Source organism: Parashewanella sp. 2210YD4-3 (assembly GCF_056591735.1).
Map to the genome: position 1 here is coordinate 558,700 of NZ_JBWQOG010000001.1, position 15,104 is coordinate 573,803.

The 15,104-nt window shown below is 40.7% G+C and carries 12 protein-coding genes; 9 read left to right on the top strand and 3 right to left on the bottom strand.

Annotation, left to right across the window (positions count from 1 at the left end; genetic code table 11):
- Positions 1–27: 27 nt before the first annotated feature.
- Positions 28–240: a 50S ribosomal protein L31 gene (gene rpmE / locus AC1EU0_RS02390; RefSeq protein ID WP_480300319.1), complete on the bottom strand. Its 213-nt coding sequence runs from the start codon at positions 238–240 to the stop codon at positions 28–30.
- A gap of 245 nt (positions 241–485) precedes the next feature.
- Here rpmE and priA point away from each other — a divergent pair, with 245 nt between their 5' ends.
- Together priA and AC1EU0_RS02400 are read left to right on the top strand one after the other, a co-directional pair.
- On the top strand, positions 486–2,684 hold the full coding sequence (gene priA, locus AC1EU0_RS02395; RefSeq protein ID WP_480300321.1) for a primosomal protein N': 2,199 nt from the start codon (positions 486–488) through the stop codon (positions 2,682–2,684).
- Between the two features lie 442 nt (positions 2,685–3,126).
- Positions 3,127–3,978: a hypothetical protein gene (locus AC1EU0_RS02400; RefSeq protein ID WP_480300323.1), complete on the top strand. Its 852-nt coding sequence runs from the start codon at positions 3,127–3,129 to the stop codon at positions 3,976–3,978.
- Here the strand turns inward: AC1EU0_RS02400 and AC1EU0_RS02405 are convergent.
- Positions 3,975–4,796, bottom strand: a complete 822-nt coding sequence (locus AC1EU0_RS02405) for a DUF417 family protein (protein ID WP_480300325.1) — start codon at positions 4,794–4,796, stop codon at positions 3,975–3,977. The genes AC1EU0_RS02400 and AC1EU0_RS02405 overlap by 4 nt on opposite strands.
- Positions 4,797–4,986: 190 nt before the next feature.
- On the opposite strand from AC1EU0_RS02405, the gene AC1EU0_RS02410 reads away from it, so the two are divergent.
- The 7 genes from AC1EU0_RS02410 to AC1EU0_RS02440 all read left to right on the top strand — a co-directional run bounded on the left by AC1EU0_RS02410 (position 4,987) and on the right by AC1EU0_RS02440 (position 12,859).
- On the top strand, positions 4,987–5,256 hold the full coding sequence (locus AC1EU0_RS02410) for a hypothetical protein (protein WP_480300327.1): 270 nt from the start codon (positions 4,987–4,989) through the stop codon (positions 5,254–5,256).
- A gap of 39 nt (positions 5,257–5,295) precedes the next feature.
- On the top strand, positions 5,296–5,988 hold the full coding sequence (locus AC1EU0_RS02415; RefSeq protein WP_480300329.1) for an aspartate/glutamate racemase family protein: 693 nt from the start codon (positions 5,296–5,298) through the stop codon (positions 5,986–5,988).
- A 98-nt stretch (positions 5,989–6,086) separates the two neighbouring features.
- Complete coding sequence (locus tag AC1EU0_RS02420) at positions 6,087–7,226, top strand: hypothetical protein (RefSeq protein WP_480300331.1); 1,140 nt, start codon at positions 6,087–6,089, stop codon at positions 7,224–7,226.
- Between the two features lie 120 nt (positions 7,227–7,346).
- Complete coding sequence (gene argS, locus AC1EU0_RS02425; RefSeq protein WP_480300333.1) at positions 7,347–9,092, top strand: arginine--tRNA ligase; 1,746 nt, start codon at positions 7,347–7,349, stop codon at positions 9,090–9,092.
- A complete protein-coding gene (locus AC1EU0_RS02430) occupies positions 9,092–9,643 on the top strand; it encodes an SPOR domain-containing protein (RefSeq protein WP_480300335.1) in 552 nt (183 codons plus the stop codon). The genes argS and AC1EU0_RS02430 overlap by 1 nt, the downstream gene beginning before the upstream one ends.
- A gap of 868 nt (positions 9,644–10,511) precedes the next feature.
- A complete protein-coding gene (locus tag AC1EU0_RS02435) occupies positions 10,512–11,051 on the top strand; it encodes a dihydrofolate reductase family protein (protein WP_480300336.1) in 540 nt (179 codons plus the stop codon).
- A gap of 119 nt (positions 11,052–11,170) precedes the next feature.
- On the top strand, positions 11,171–12,859 hold the full coding sequence (locus AC1EU0_RS02440) for an ankyrin repeat domain-containing protein (protein WP_480300337.1): 1,689 nt from the start codon (positions 11,171–11,173) through the stop codon (positions 12,857–12,859).
- A 23-nt stretch (positions 12,860–12,882) separates the two neighbouring features.
- On the opposite strand, the gene AC1EU0_RS02445 is transcribed toward AC1EU0_RS02440, so the two are convergent.
- Positions 12,883–15,102, bottom strand: a complete 2,220-nt coding sequence (locus AC1EU0_RS02445; RefSeq protein WP_480300338.1) for a patatin-like phospholipase family protein — start codon at positions 15,100–15,102, stop codon at positions 12,883–12,885.
- Positions 15,103–15,104 lie beyond the last annotated feature (2 nt).

The window sequence follows — 15,104 nt, forward strand, 5'->3', positions numbered from 1 at the left end:
GCTTTTTTCATTATCAGTAAGCCGCTATTACTTCTTGCTAAGCATACCGAAACGCTTGTTGAACTTGTCGATACGACCACCAGTGTCAACAACTTTTTGAGTACCAGTGTAGAATGGGTGACATGCACCACATACGTCCAAGTGCAAATCTTTACCTACAGTAGAGTTGATCTTGATAGTGTTACCACAAGTACAAGTTGCAGTGATTTCTTCGTATTTAGGGTGGATACCTTCTTTCATCGGATTACCTTTAGCGTTAAGGCCATGTCGCTCTCCCAACCCGAAGTTGAGCACCACATGCGTTAAAATTCAAAATTCGTTTCATTGGATTGGCCCGCAATTAGGCAAATTCCAAGGCGCGAAATTCTACAAGAAATCAATCATTCATACAAGTCTGTAGTATTAAGTGAATTTTACCTAGCCGTTATCTGATCCACTAAGTAAACTAACTACCATGTTTCTATTGGTTTTCTCTTAAATACTCAATGTCATCCATTTTTGTTGAAGTCGCTCTACCTGTTCCCATGCGCCAATGTTTCAGCTATGCCGTTTCTGAAACTCAGCAATCTCATGTGTGTATTGGTGGGCGAGTTAAAGTGCCCTTCGGTCGACAAAAGTTGATTGGTATTGTCTTGAGTATCAATTCGCATTGCGACGTGCCTGCCGACAAAATTAAAACCATCATTGAAGTATTAGATAACCACCCCTTACTCCCCGAGTCCTTAACTAAGCTTTGTGATTGGGCGGCCAAGTATTACTTTTGCAGCCAAGGACAAATGTTTTCTCAAGCTATTCCTGTAGCATTACGAAATGGTGCAGACAGCCAAAGTGCTAAACGAATCGAATACCGCATTACACAAGCGGGGCGAGAGATGGATGAAGCCCTTTTGAAACGTGCTACAGCCCAGCTTAAAATACTCAGATTACTAAAAGACCAAGCCCTATCACCACTTGAAATTTCCGATTTACAACTAAGCAAACCTGCACTTAATGTGTTGATCGAAAAAGACTTGGCCATAAAACTAGAACTTGAGCGTAAAGTGGATTTGCGTTGGCGTGATCAACTGGAAATGGGCGAAACACCACTGCGTCTTAATCCAGAGCAGGCGATTGCCGTATCAGCCATTAATCAGCAACAAAATTATCATTGCTCTTTAATTGAAGGCGTTACTGGCTCAGGTAAAACCGAAGTCTATCTATCGATATTAGAAACCGTATTAAAGCAAGGTAAACAAGCTTTAGTGTTAGTGCCAGAAATTGGACTCACCCCACAAACCATTAACCGTTTTAAATATCGTTTTAAGGTTACCATTGCAGTCATTCACTCTGGGTTAACCGATAAACAGCGATTAGAAGCGTGGCAATTGGCTCGAAGTGGTGAAGCCGCCATCATCATAGGGACTCGCTCAGCCCTATTTGCGCCAATGGCCTTTCCCGGCATGATCATTTTAGATGAGGAGCATGACTCCAGCTTTAAGCAACAAGAAGGTGTCGGTTATCACGCCAGAGACTTAGCCGTGATGCGAGGGCATTTAGAGCAAATCCCCGTGATTTTAGGCTCAGCTACACCGTCTTTAGAAACTCTGCAAAATGCCTTAACCGAACGCTATCAACACCATGTGCTGACTAAACGTGCAGGGGCTGCACAAAACGTCAAACAAGGCATCATCGATATTCGTAGCCAGCCACTAAAAGCAGGGCTATCTACACCCCTCATTAACGAGATCCGAATCCATCTCAACGCTGGTAACCAAGTCTTATTGTTTTTGAACCGTAGAGGGTTCTCACCTGCTCTACTTTGCCACGAATGTGGTCATTTACACGAGTGTGACCGCTGCGATGCTTACTTTACTGTTCATCAAGGCTTGAACGAAATCCGTTGTCACCACTGCGGTCAGCAATACGCTATCCCTAAACAGTGCCATCAATGTAGCAGCACTATGTTATTTGGTCATGGTGTCGGTACAGAGCAACTCGAAGCTGAACTTACAAAAGAGTTTCCAGACTTTCCCGTAGTGAGAATAGACAGAGACAGCACTCGACGAAAAGGCTCACTCGAGCAACACTTGAATGCTATTCATAAAGGTGAATACAAAATCTTAGTGGGCACCCAAATGCTCGCCAAAGGCCATCACTTTCCAGATGTCACCTTAGTCGGCTTATTAGATGTTGATGGAGCACTATTCAGCGCTGATTTTCGAGCACCAGAGCGCTTCGGGCAACTGTATACTCAAGTTGCAGGGCGAGCAGGACGAGCCACGAAACCCGGCACAGTATTACTGCAAACTCACCAAGCTGATAATCCATTGCTACGCGATTTACTGCATCGTGGTTATGGTGAATTTTCAAGAACTCAATTAGAAGAACGTAAACTGGCTCAACTACCACCCAGCTGGCACATGGTACTCATTCGTGCTGAATCCCATAAGCCTGAAGATGCGGATACGTTTTTAGCAGCGCTGAGTCAGTTACTGCCACAAGATAAACAATGTGAGGTCATTGGCCCAATGCCAGCACCAATGGATAGAAAAGCCGGAAAACATCGACGTCATTTGATGTTTCAAAGCAAACACCGTCCTTTGCTTCAACAAGTATTTGAGCAAGCTTTAGCGCAAGTGGAACAAATGCCTGAAGCTAAACGATGCCGCTGGAGTGTCGATAGAGATCCGCAAGATTTATTGTGACTTTTTCCTATCCCTAGATCCATGATACTGACTTTAATTATGGACTCCCTACCAACTAAATTTAGCTCCTTCGCCTAATAGGCACTTTGTTTTTTTCTTCTTTTGCATTTGCTCATTCTAGGGCGTGTCTGGGTAACCAATCGCTTTACTTGTCAAGAGCAAGTTAACGCCTACTTTAATCAATACCCAGTTTGTAACGTGATCACTGGGGAGATCGATCTAAGCGGTGATACCATAACCAATGGTATGCCTTTCAAAAACATTGAAACTATTGTCGGGGCTTTGGATATTCAAGTAGCAAAGATCAGAAGTACACATTTCCAATTATTCAGGAAACTGTAAGACTAATGACAGCTTCCAATGTCCAAATAACTAGAAAATTCAGCTTAGATTCAGCCCATTGAATTAGAGTATTAATATTGTTAATGAGATCAGAAAAACAATGGCAACGGCTCAAGCACCTTCTCGCACTCAAATATTACGTGGTATTGAAATTCAGCTTTCGAGTGAGACCACTTTAGATGACCTTTATAATGCTGTTCACAGCAAAATTGGTGATTACAACGCCGAATTTCATTGCAGCAGGCAAGACTGGTCTAGGTTTCATCATGCTAGCTCAGAGCCAGTGTATTGTCGGGTTATTGTGACAGACTCTTGTTGCAATTTACGACCATTAAAAACTTACTATCATGATGTATATGGTGGCGCCCTTCTTGCGGATATTTTACTTAAAGAACATGGCGTTAACAATACAGTCGCATTGATGACTAGAGCGGACACTTTACATTGTTACACAAATAAAATACAACATCTTAAAGATCCTAACTTAACCAGCGACTTAGGCCTTAGAAAATGCTTTGCTCTCGGTTCATCTAGCTACCCCACATCAACATATTTTATTTATCGCTTGAAACAGCAACAAGATAAAGTATCTACTGATTCGTTCTCAGCTACAACACGATTTATTGGTGAAACAACCCAAACCTTACCTCAATCTTCACCCAAAAGTTCACGTCGCCAAAAATATGTTATTCAGCAGTCAGAGGGTAAACCAACTTCTGATAAACGGACCAGCTTTCACCCAGATCTTGTAGGCAGAGCTACTTTAGAAAGGCATCTTTCACCTAAAACATCTAAAAAAGCCATCGAAGGGAGAGCAGAAACCACATTTTACTCAGGAACACCGAAACCAATTCTAAAAGTATCTAGAGATAAAAATGCTGCTCAAAAATCAACTGAGCAACATTCCCCACCCGATTCAACTCAAAACAAAATAACTGAGTCTCTCGTTTAGCTTTCTGATTCTGAGAGCTTCCACAAGCATACTAAGTTGGCAATAAACCATAAATCTTTAATTAAAAAGTGGCCTGTTGTAGAAAGAATGGTTTCTGCTGAAAACGCACCTTCAGCAGTAAATAAAAACGTTTGAGTAACAGCAAATACTGCGCCTGACATCAATACTGCAGGCAACAGGAATTGGCGTTTAAATATCGCAGCAATGACTAATGCCATCGCGATTAAATCGTAAACACCAATAAGATCTGAAGTGGTTTGTACATCCCATATGTTATACATCCATGACATCAGTGGAGACGTATTGACTAAGCTTTCGATGCCTTTAGCTTCTAGCTCAGTAAACTTCATGCCGCCGATCCAAAGCAACACTAAAATTACTGGAAATGCAGCAATGACTTTTTGTATCGTTTTATCCAAGTTTGGCAATAAAATGAGTAAGCCAACGGAAAGTAGAGCAAAATATTTGATCACCCCTTGGCCAGCGCCAATCGCTGGAAAACCACCTAGTGACGCAATCCACATCTTTGATGAAAACAATGCAATCAGCGGTACAGCACCAATAATGGTTAGCCACAGACCAAGCACTTTTTGATATTCAGCCTTTTTAATCGTCATCAAAGAAAAGATAGCGACTAATAGAAAACTCACCGCTGCGGTAACGTTAAATACGGCGCCAGAAGCAACTGATTCTAGGTGATAAAAATCAGTTACTATGGTGATGTGCCTATGGTCACCCATCAGTAACATACTCAGCCCCATCAAAGCAGAAGATACGGCTAATAAAACATAAACAGGTGTTGGGATTGAGGCTTTCATATACTTCATCTCTCGTTGACATTCACTTCAATTGATTACCAGACCCGAGAAAGCACAATTGAATTTCATAATTTATCGCTATTAATCAGTTAATGATCAGCATAGCTAATAGATTTCATCCACTTAGTCGGCAAATTAACGCAAAACGGTATATGATTTTAATTGTAGATTTGTATTGGAGTACTAAGAAATGGATGTTCTTACTTTAGTGTTGACGGGATTATCGTTTATTTACTTAATTGTTGGCGCTATCGCCACCTTGTATGTTGTTATTAGCTATTTACTCAATGGCTATACCGTATTTAATGCTCCCAAAAAGCCATCAATGCCCTTTCGGTATAAGGTCAGTTACATTTTCGTTATGCTCAATATCTTTCCTTACTTTTATATTGCTTTTATCAAAGAAATTTTATCGTTACACAAAAACGTAGCGCTTGGTAAAACAGCTAGTTCAGGATAGGATTATACTAACTCTCAAACTCATTCTAAGGAAAAACAATTGAAAACCATAGGGTTACTCGGTGGAATGAGTTGGGAGTCAACTGCCAGCTATTACAAAGCCATTAATGAGGAGGTAAAAGCCCAATTGGGTGGATTACACTCAGCTAAAATTTGTCTTTATAGTGTGGATTTTAATGAAATAGAAACGCTTCAACACCAAGGAAAGTGGGACGAAACTGCCGCTATTCTATCTAAGGCAGCAAAAGCTGTGGAGGCCGGAGGCGCAGACTTTCTGCTTATCTGCACTAATACTATGCATAAAGTCGCTTCGGAAATTCAATCCTCCATCTCTATCCCTCTTATTCATATCGCCGACGCCACTGCCGAAAGATTGATTGAAGATAAAATTAACCGTGTAGGGCTTCTTGGTACTCGATTTACCATGGAGCAAGATTTTTATAAAAAGCGGATTTCTGATCAATACGGTATTGAGGTCATTGTTCCAAACGAAAAAGAGCAAGAATATGTTCATCAAGTGATTTATCAAGAGCTATGTCAGGGTAAGATCAATGATGCTTCTAAAGACCAATATTTAAAAATCATCAATAGCTTATATGAACAAGGTGCAGAAGCCATCATTCTAGGCTGCACTGAAATCGCCTTACTCATTCAGCAGCAACATACTAAAATCCCACTGTATGACACCACTCAAATTCATGCCGCAAAAGCTGTTAATTTAGCTATAGGCTAAAGGTAATACTCCAAATTAATGAGTTAGAGCATTATCTTCTTAGTATTTTTCTGCTCTCAATGTGATGATGAAAAATAAACGGCATAGAGATTATAAAGATGCGCTGGACTCACCTCTTATTCATTACTGTTTTAGCAGCAGCTTCAGGCAATGCTTCTGCCTCAGCCTCAGTCAATACACACCATTTAGCTTCCCATCAAATAAAATCAATAAATAACTTTTCCGCAGCCCAACCATCCCATTCAACTAATTTGCTTGGCTGTACCGTCAGCCAAAATATCGTGCTCTACTCTCAAGCCGATGTAGATGGTTTTACCAATAAATATGCCCCTAAGTGCAAGTACATAGAAGTTGTGGGAGATTTATTAATCACAGGCTCAGATATATCAGACCTATCCAATCTAGAGGGTATTGTGACCATTGTAGGAAATTTGTATATCTCAAAAAATCCTAAACTCGTGAACTTACAGCACCTCTATCAATTAGCAACGGTAACCAAGAGCATTGAGATTGCCCATAATCCAGTTTTAGAATCCTTAGAGGGACTCAATGCGCTGAATGATGTAACTGGGGCTTTAGTGATTTTAGATAACCCTAACCTCCAAAATTTAGAGGGATTGATGGGTTTACAATATGTCGGTGCTGATTTGGTGGTTTCAGATGATAATAATTTAACTTCACTTTCAGGCCTCAACCTACTCAAGTCGGTAGGGGGAGAATTGGGTATAAACAACAACCAAAATCTTACCTCTTTGTCTGGTACACCTAATTTAACTCAAATAGGTAACCTGCATATTCAAAGCAACACAAAATTAACTGACTTATCAGGCTTAGCCACATTTGACGATATTACGGGCTATATTGAGATCAGTGGTAATGATAATTTGCACAGCTTGAATGGCTTAAACCTCAATACTCATTCGGTTAATGCACTAGCCATTGTTGATAACCCAACGCTAACAGATATGAATGCATTGCAAATGCTTCAAGATGTTAAACAAAGTATCAATATCAGCGGCAATGGCGCATTAACCACGCTTTTAGGGCTTCATAACATTACACAGCTCGATCCCAGTACCGATAAACCCACAAAATCACTCACACTAGAAGACGAAGCGAAACTCACTGATTGCAGCGGAATTTGCCCTTTTTTGTCTTGGGTCGATCCAAAGCTATTACAAACTCAAAACCTAACTAACGAGTGCATGAGTAGCATTAACAAAGGTGGCTGCCCTTAACATTTTGAGAGAAGGTGTATTCTGAACAAAATTATGAAAAAACCTATGGTCATACACGCAGTTAATTCGTTAAAATGAACGGCTATTTACCTTTTCATCAATCAGTGTTGCAAATCGCCAATGAAATCACATATTCAATCTTTGCTAGAGCAAACCTTACAGTCCTTAATTGAACAAGGCGTTGTGCCAACAGATATTCAAGCACGCATTCAGGTTGACCGAACCAAGGACAAGAGTCACGGTGATTTCGCAACAAACCTTGCGATGATGCTAACGAAAGCTGCGCGCAAAAATCCACGTGAGTTAGCGCAACTGATCATCGACAACCTTCCAGAATCAAGTCATGTGGCTAAGGTTGAGATTGCAGGCCCTGGTTTTATTAACTTCTTTATAGATGACAATGCTCTTGCGAATCAACTACAAGAAGCACTTGCAGATCCTAAGTTAGGCGTGACTTTACCTGAATCACAAACCATTGTGGTTGATTACTCTTCACCTAACCTTGCAAAAGAAATGCACGTTGGTCATTTACGCTCCAGCATCATTGGTGACAGCGTAGTTCGTACTTTAGAATTCTTAGGCCATAAAGTGATCCGTCAAAACCATGTGGGTGACTGGGGTACTCAGTTCGGTATGCTCTTAGCCTATATGGAAGAGTTGCAAGCCAAAGATGAAGGTAAAGCGAGCCTAGAGCTATCTGATTTGGAAACCTTTTACCGTGCTGCAAAAGTTCGATTTGATGAATCGGAAGAATTTGCGACTCGCGCTCGTAATCTAGTGGTTGAGTTGCAATCGGGTGATGAATACTGCAATAAACTATGGCGTCAATTCAACGATATTTCATTAAGTCACTGCTACCAAGTCTACGCAAAGTTAGGTGTGAGCTTAACTCGTGACGATGTGCGTGGTGAAAGCACTTACAATGATGACTTGCAACAAGTAGTAGCAGATTTGGATTCTCAAGGTTTATTAACCGAAAGCGAAGGCGCAAAAGTGGTCTTCCAAGATGAGTTTAAAACTAAAGATGGTGAACCACTGCCAGTGATCATCAAAAAAGCCGATGGTGGCTTTTTGTATGCAACAACCGATTTAGCAGCTATGCGTTATCGTGCCAATGTACTCAAAGCCGATCGTGCTTTGTATTTTGTCGACCTGCGCCAAGGCTTACACTTCCAACAAGTGTTCAGCCTAGCCAAACAAGCTAAGTTTGTACCAGAATCACTATCACTAGAGCACTTAGGCTTTGGTACTATGAATGGTGAAGATGGTCGTCCATTCAAGACTCGTAGCGGTGGCGTAGTCAAGCTGGTTGATTTACTTGACGAGGCAGTTGAACGTGCCATTGAATTGGTTCGCAGTAAAAATCCTGACATGGATGAAGCTGAAGTACAGCACATCGCTAAGGTTGTAGGCATTAGCTCTGTTAAATACGCAGACCTTTCAAAAAATCGTGCTAGCGACTATATTTTCAGCTTCGACCAAATGTTGAGCTTTGAAGGCAATACCGCGCCATACTTATTATATGCTTACACTCGTGTAGCGGGTATTTTCAAGAAAGCACAGGATATTGATTTAACTGATGCAAAAATTGTTCTTGAGCATGAAAAAGAGAAAGATCTAGGAACTAAGCTTGGGCAATTCAATGAGATATTAAGCCGAGTTAGTACCAAAGGACAGCCTCATGTACTTTGTGGCTACCTATTTGAATTAGCAGGGGCTTTTTCAAGCTTTTACGAAGCTTGCCCAGTACTTACTGCAGAAACTGAAGCTCAAAAACACAGCCGATTACAATTGGCTAAACTCACGGCACAGACTTTAAAACAAGGTCTGGCGCTTCTAGGGATTGAAACGTTAGAGAAGATGTAATGAGCCGCGATTACGCTAATCGTAAACCAAATAAACGCGCACCTCGCGCCAAGAAAAAGCAAGCGCCCGCAACGCGCTTGCCAATCATCCCTTTACTGATCGTCCTCGTGGCAATTGGTGGATTTGGCTATTTTTTATGGAACATTAAAGACAGTGCAGAAACCACCAAACCTGCGCCAATTCCAGTAAAAACGAAACCAAAGAAAAAGGATGATTTACCCCCCAAGCCTGAAGATAAATGGATTTATCAAGATTTGCTTGAAAATAAAGAAGTTCAGGTTGATGTGCCAAAGCAACAACCACAGCCAAATAGAAGTTACCAAATGCAGTGTGGATCTTTTAGATCTGAAGCTCAAGCGGAAACGATGCGAGCCAAAATTGCTTTTCAGGGGTTAAGCTCTAACGTTCGCAGAACTGAAGGTAAAAATGGTGTCTGGTACCGAGTATATCTTGGTCCCTACGACCGAAAACGAGCAGCCGAAAGAGAGCGCCATAAACTGCAAGCTATTTCGATTAATACTTGTATTATTTTATCGAAAAAAACGGATTAACGTCCTAAAAAAATAAAGCACCATTTCACCATGGTGCTTTATTTTATCGATAACTTATTCTTCTAGACTATTTTCAATTGCCAAACCATTTAGAACTGATTCTGGAATCAAATGGGATAAATCTTTCGCCCTTAGTTAAGTTTGCGCATTCATAAACGGCACTATGATCTGTCGATGTAAATTAAGCTCACCATCGCCCCTGCGTTTCCCTTCCTCCAAAGTTAATCGTCCACTGTCAGCGACGACTTGTTCAACCTTAATTTGGTTATATTCATCAAACCATAAGCTTTGCCATCTCCTTTATCGGGCTCAAATTGCGCCACTGATAAACTGTGAAAATCAAAATCAGACGAAACTTGATATTTAACCTCAGCTCTGCATAAGCCAACCTCTACAGCACAACTACTTATGCGTATTTCTGTGTTAGAACAGCCCGTATATAGAAACGCAGTAACGACAGCTTTGTATGTCGGTACTGACTATTACGAACTGTTCTGCCTTGAACTACACAAAATTAGCAGCACTGTAGATAAAAATTTAAGGTTTGCATTGTAAATCATAAAGTTATTGATTTCGTTATACAGAGCTGAGGTTATTTAGGTTGATTTTGAATGGGAGGATCAGAGAGATTATTATCGTTAGAAGTGTCACTACTTCTGCCACCACAGGCTGATAACGTAAAAAAACAGTCCAAGATAATTTTTTCGGAAATGCATAATGGAAAAGGCACCACCATTTTGTTGTTTTTTGTTAACCTCAATGGGTTTTGCCGCTGATGTATTTGTTCTTTACATAGATTTACTTTTGGCATTACCTCGTTGAATATGGCAGTCTTTCAGATTCAATGCTTCGAATAAGTAGGTTTTCCATGGCTAATATTGTCTTTATTGCGACTAGTCTTGATGGTTACATTGCAGATAAAAATCACAGTGTAGATTGGCTTCATACTGTTCCAAACCCTAATAATTTAGATATGGGGTTTGATGCACATATGGAAAGAGTAGATGCACTGATAATGGGGCGAAATACCATGGATCTGGTGTTGAGTTTTGACTGCGATTGGCCGTATAACAAACCCGTCTTTGTTCTTAGCAATACTTTAGATCAAGTACCTAAAGGCTATGAAGATAAAATCCAGTTGATCAAAGGGGATCTATCAGAGGTCATCAAGCAGCTAAAACTTAGAGGGTATGAAGATCTTTATATTGATGGCGGCATCACCATTCAGCAATTTTTAAAACAAGATTTAATCGACGAAATGCTAATTACCACCATTCCGATTTTATTAGGTGGCGGTATTCCACTTTTCGCAGAACTGGCTCATCCCCTAGAATTTCGATGTGTTGAATCAACACATTTCAATAATGGCGTATGTCAAAATCGTTTTGTTCGTTATCGTGGAAGTTAATGAAATTAAATCAGGTAAAATAAAACATAAATTAGTATAAAATATCACCACAAAGTATTTCACTAAACTTTTTGGATTTGAGAGAGTTAAACGAAATACTTTGCAAACTGGCATTTCCAATGGCTGTTCCTTCAACTTCTGCGCAGCTGGACACGCGTTTTTTATCTGAGCTATGCGCTTATGAAAAGCCAAAAATGCTTATTCAAAATGGCCGTAAATTTGAAGTATCAGAGAGCAGCACTGGGGAGTTTAGCGTTAAACATGCCTCATTCATGGAACAAAAAAGCAAGCCTGCCAATCCATCAAATGCCCAAAGATTCATACTATGGGTGGTAAAAATTATCCCCGATAGCCTTGCATCTAGACTCCCATTTCACCACAAAAATAGCCCCTTGTGTTTAGCTCAACGAGCTAGGCAGCTTGAACAGAAAATGAATCGACAACGGGAGCTTTTATTGCGTGGTTGCAAACAAGGTAACCTTGCAGCCATTGAGCGCGCTATTACGCAAGGAGTGAACCTCAACATTACCAATAAACAAGGGGACTCACCACTTAAACTTGCCACTACTCATAAACACCATGAAGCCATTACTGTACTCCTTAAACATGGTGCGAACGTTGATATAACTGACAAAGCAGGTAAAACACCTTTAATGTTGGCTTCAAGAGATGGTGATATTCAAGCAATAGCCGAACTCTTAAAGTTTGGTGCGGGTATAAATAAGCAGTGCCAAGATGAGGAGACACCACTTATTATAGCCGTGGGAAACAAGCGCACTGAAGCCGTCAAATTACTCCTTGCACACAATGCTGATATTGATATACAAGGAAAAGATGGTTGGTGTGCCACTATGATTGCTTTGAAATACTCTACTCCTGAGGTTACTCGGCATATTCTTGAATGCCAGCCTAACCTTCACTTAACAAATAATCATGGTTGGTCTCCTCTCTTGATTGCATCAGTGTATTCCACAACTGAGATTACACGGCTTATTTTAGAGAAAGAACCTGAGCTGCTTAACTCACAAAAAAATGATGGCTACACAGCGTTAATGCTTGCGGCTTTTCATGGAAATATAGAAATCGTACAACTTTTACTGTCAAAACATCCTGATCTCAATGTGCAAAATCAAAAGGGCATGACAGCGATAATGGTAGCTGCGAGATATGGTCAGATAGAAGCCGTTAACCTCTTATTGAGACAAAAACCAAATTTGGACATTCAAAGCACGCAAAAATATACTGCATTAATGCTAGCCTTAGAGCGAGGTCATGTTGGTATTGCTCACCTTTTACTCTCGAAGCAACAAGATTTTACCCTACAGGATAGTCATGGCTGCACAGCGTTTACACTTGCGGCTAGGAATGGCCACACTGGCATTATGAGGCTGATGCTCGCACAGCGACAAGAGTTAAACATTAATCAACAACGCGATGACGGTTCAACAGCATTAATACTTGCCGCTAAATATGGTCGACTAAAGGTAGTTGATTATTTAATGGAATTGGGGGCTGATAGTCATATACAAAATTCAAAAGGGAAAAGTGCATTGCACCTTGCTGTTGAGGACGGCAATATCGAGATTGTTAAGAAGTTACTCACTGATAACCCTAACCTAACTCTCAAAGACAGCACAGGGTTCACTCCGCTTCATCTAGCCGCCAAACATGGACACCATAAAATAGTTAAACTGTTGCTTGAGAAAGGGGCAAGTAACAATATTAAAAGTACTTCAGGTTTAACACCCGAAGAACTCGCCTTCATTTATGGGAACGTTAAGTCACTCGCCTACATCACGACACACTGATATAGCTATAATGAGCTCTCAATTTAAAACGTCTTGCCTAAAAAGAAATAGACCGTTGAATTACCACCATCAGCATAACCAAAACCTAACGCAGCTGGGCCGAATTGCGTTTGTGTCCCCAAGAATACACTGCCGCCATAGATCAAATCGCTAAATGAGACGTCACTGCGATTCAACCACACATTACCAGCTTCAAAACTAGTGCCCAAATAGAGTGGGAAAGAGTTTAACCCGAGCACACCTCTGCCTAAATCATATTGATACATCAATGCAGCGAATGCTTTATGGTTTCCAAGTAACGCATCACGATGATAACCAGAGAGATTCAAAAAACCACCTAGTTCAGCAGGCTCTGCTACCAATTCTCCTTTAGTGTTATTGGCACTTTCTAAATCCAACTTACCGACAAAAATATGATTACCAACATTTATCGCGCCTTTCCAGTTCAGTTGATAATGTAAATTAAAGTCTGAAGAGAAATTTTCATCCTGACGAGTAACATCATTACGACCAAATTCTACCCCTAGAGTCAGCCTATCTCCCTCGGTTGGAAAACTGATACTGTCTAAATCATCATAACCTAGGCTAAAATAGCCGCCATAGCCTCTTATATCAAAGCTTGATTTCAAAACTGCATTGCTAGAGATACGCCCATATAAAGCTCTCATTCCTAGTTCAGCGAATCCATCATGGCCAAGGGTTACACCAATTCCTGACTCCACGTCATGGGTGCGACGGGAAACATCAAGCGCCAATTTATTGTTATCAAACACACCTTGTTTCTTTTTCGTAAAGGTATAGCGGCTTCTGAAGTAAAGGTTGTGTGAGCCATCGATAGGTTGATAAAACTCGGTCAAAAATCGTTTGTTATCTCCCACTTTTAATTCATTGCGCCATTCCCCACCGTTATCTGTGATATCCGTTAAGGTATAAGCCAAATCAACACTGACATATGAGCCAATCTCTAAATCATCCTCCCAGTTCAACCCAAACTGAAAATAATTCGGCCCCCAGGATTTCGCTTTTGTTGTTAGAGTCAGTATTCGACCTTGCTCTGTATCGGAAAACTCAGTAATAACCTTTTCAAACTTGTTCAGTGCATACACCCGTTTAATGGCATTTTGCAACTGCTGCTTAGTAACAGGTTTCCCCTCACGAATGTCAAAAGCGTTTAAAATGATATTCGCGCTAGTTTGTGAGTCATTATTTAATACTATCTTGTAAATTGGCTGGGTTAATGGCGAGGCTATATCTTGTTTTATTTGAGCTTTATGAGCTTGGTAACTGGCATATTGACTATTTGGTATAGACAAGCGCTTGAGCTTCGACAGCTGTGTTTTGGCTGCGGCTTCACCCAACTGATACACCTTGGGTAAGATACTGAAATCTGTTGTACTTAATGAACCAACCTTAGGGCGGATCAGTATGTCTTTCTTGTTCAATAGAGCGATTTGTTTTTGAGTACTGGCATTGGTCATCATCGTCGATAGTTGGTTTAATACGGCTACCGCATCATTAAGCTTTGATTTCTTTGCTAATGACGAGCCTATATCAACTGCAATAACAATGTCCGCTCCCATCGCTTTTACCACATCAACCGGCATATTGTTGGAAATACCGCCATCAACCAATAACTTGTCACCATAGGAAAGAGGCTGCAATGCACCAGGAACGGTTGCTGAAGCTTGCATCGCAAATACCAAGCTGCCTTTATCAATCACTACAGCATGACTTGTGATCAAATCAGTCGCTACAGCACGATATGGGATCGCTAATTGATCAAAGCTGTCAAACTTATGTACTAGGCCTGTTGAGTTACGCAATAACTCTGACATGGTTTGCCCTAGCAATATACCGGCTGGAGATTTTAATTTGTCATCGCTGTAGCCTAAAAACACCGGAACATTGAATTTATCTCGATTTTCTTTATCTCTGTAACTTAGATCCTTACGAGGAATAATGTCCGAATATCCCTTATCCCATTTGGTAGACAGCATGATTTTTTTTATTTCATCGGCACTGTAACCAAGAGCATACATGCCACCAACGTAAGCACCGATACTGGTTCCTGCAATATAATCAACAGGAATGTGGTTTTCTTCTAAAACTTTTAAAACACCAATGTGGGCTGCACCTTTCGCTCCGCCACCACTGAGAACTAATCCAATTTTAGGACGGGCAGAAACAGACTGAGCCATAAGACTAATGGTAAGCAATAGACCTATTATCAGTGTTTTTTTCATTA

Excerpts from the sequence above, each read along its gene's own strand:
- AC1EU0_RS02420 (WP_480300331.1), top strand. The coding sequence starts at position 6,087 with ATGCGCTGGACTCACCTCTTATTCATTACTGTTTTAGCAGCAGCTTCA.
- AC1EU0_RS02440 (WP_480300337.1), top strand. The coding sequence starts at position 11,171 with ATGGCTGTTCCTTCAACTTCTGCGCAGCTGGACACGCGTTTTTTATCT.
- AC1EU0_RS02430 (WP_480300335.1), top strand. The coding sequence starts at position 9,092 with ATGAGCCGCGATTACGCTAATCGTAAACCAAATAAACGCGCACCTCGC.
- AC1EU0_RS02405 (WP_480300325.1), bottom strand. The coding sequence starts at position 4,796 with ATGAAAGCCTCAATCCCAACACCTGTTTATGTTTTATTAGCCGTATCT.
- AC1EU0_RS02410 (WP_480300327.1), top strand. The coding sequence starts at position 4,987 with ATGGATGTTCTTACTTTAGTGTTGACGGGATTATCGTTTATTTACTTA.
- AC1EU0_RS02435 (WP_480300336.1), top strand. The coding sequence starts at position 10,512 with ATGGCTAATATTGTCTTTATTGCGACTAGTCTTGATGGTTACATTGCA.
- priA (WP_480300321.1), top strand. The coding sequence starts at position 486 with ATGTCATCCATTTTTGTTGAAGTCGCTCTACCTGTTCCCATGCGCCAA.
- AC1EU0_RS02445 (WP_480300338.1), bottom strand. The coding sequence starts at position 15,102 with ATGAAAAAAACACTGATAATAGGTCTATTGCTTACCATTAGTCTTATG.
- AC1EU0_RS02400 (WP_480300323.1), top strand. The coding sequence starts at position 3,127 with ATGGCAACGGCTCAAGCACCTTCTCGCACTCAAATATTACGTGGTATT.
- rpmE (WP_480300319.1), bottom strand. The coding sequence starts at position 240 with ATGAAAGAAGGTATCCACCCTAAATACGAAGAAATCACTGCAACTTGT.
- argS (WP_480300333.1), top strand. The coding sequence starts at position 7,347 with ATGAAATCACATATTCAATCTTTGCTAGAGCAAACCTTACAGTCCTTA.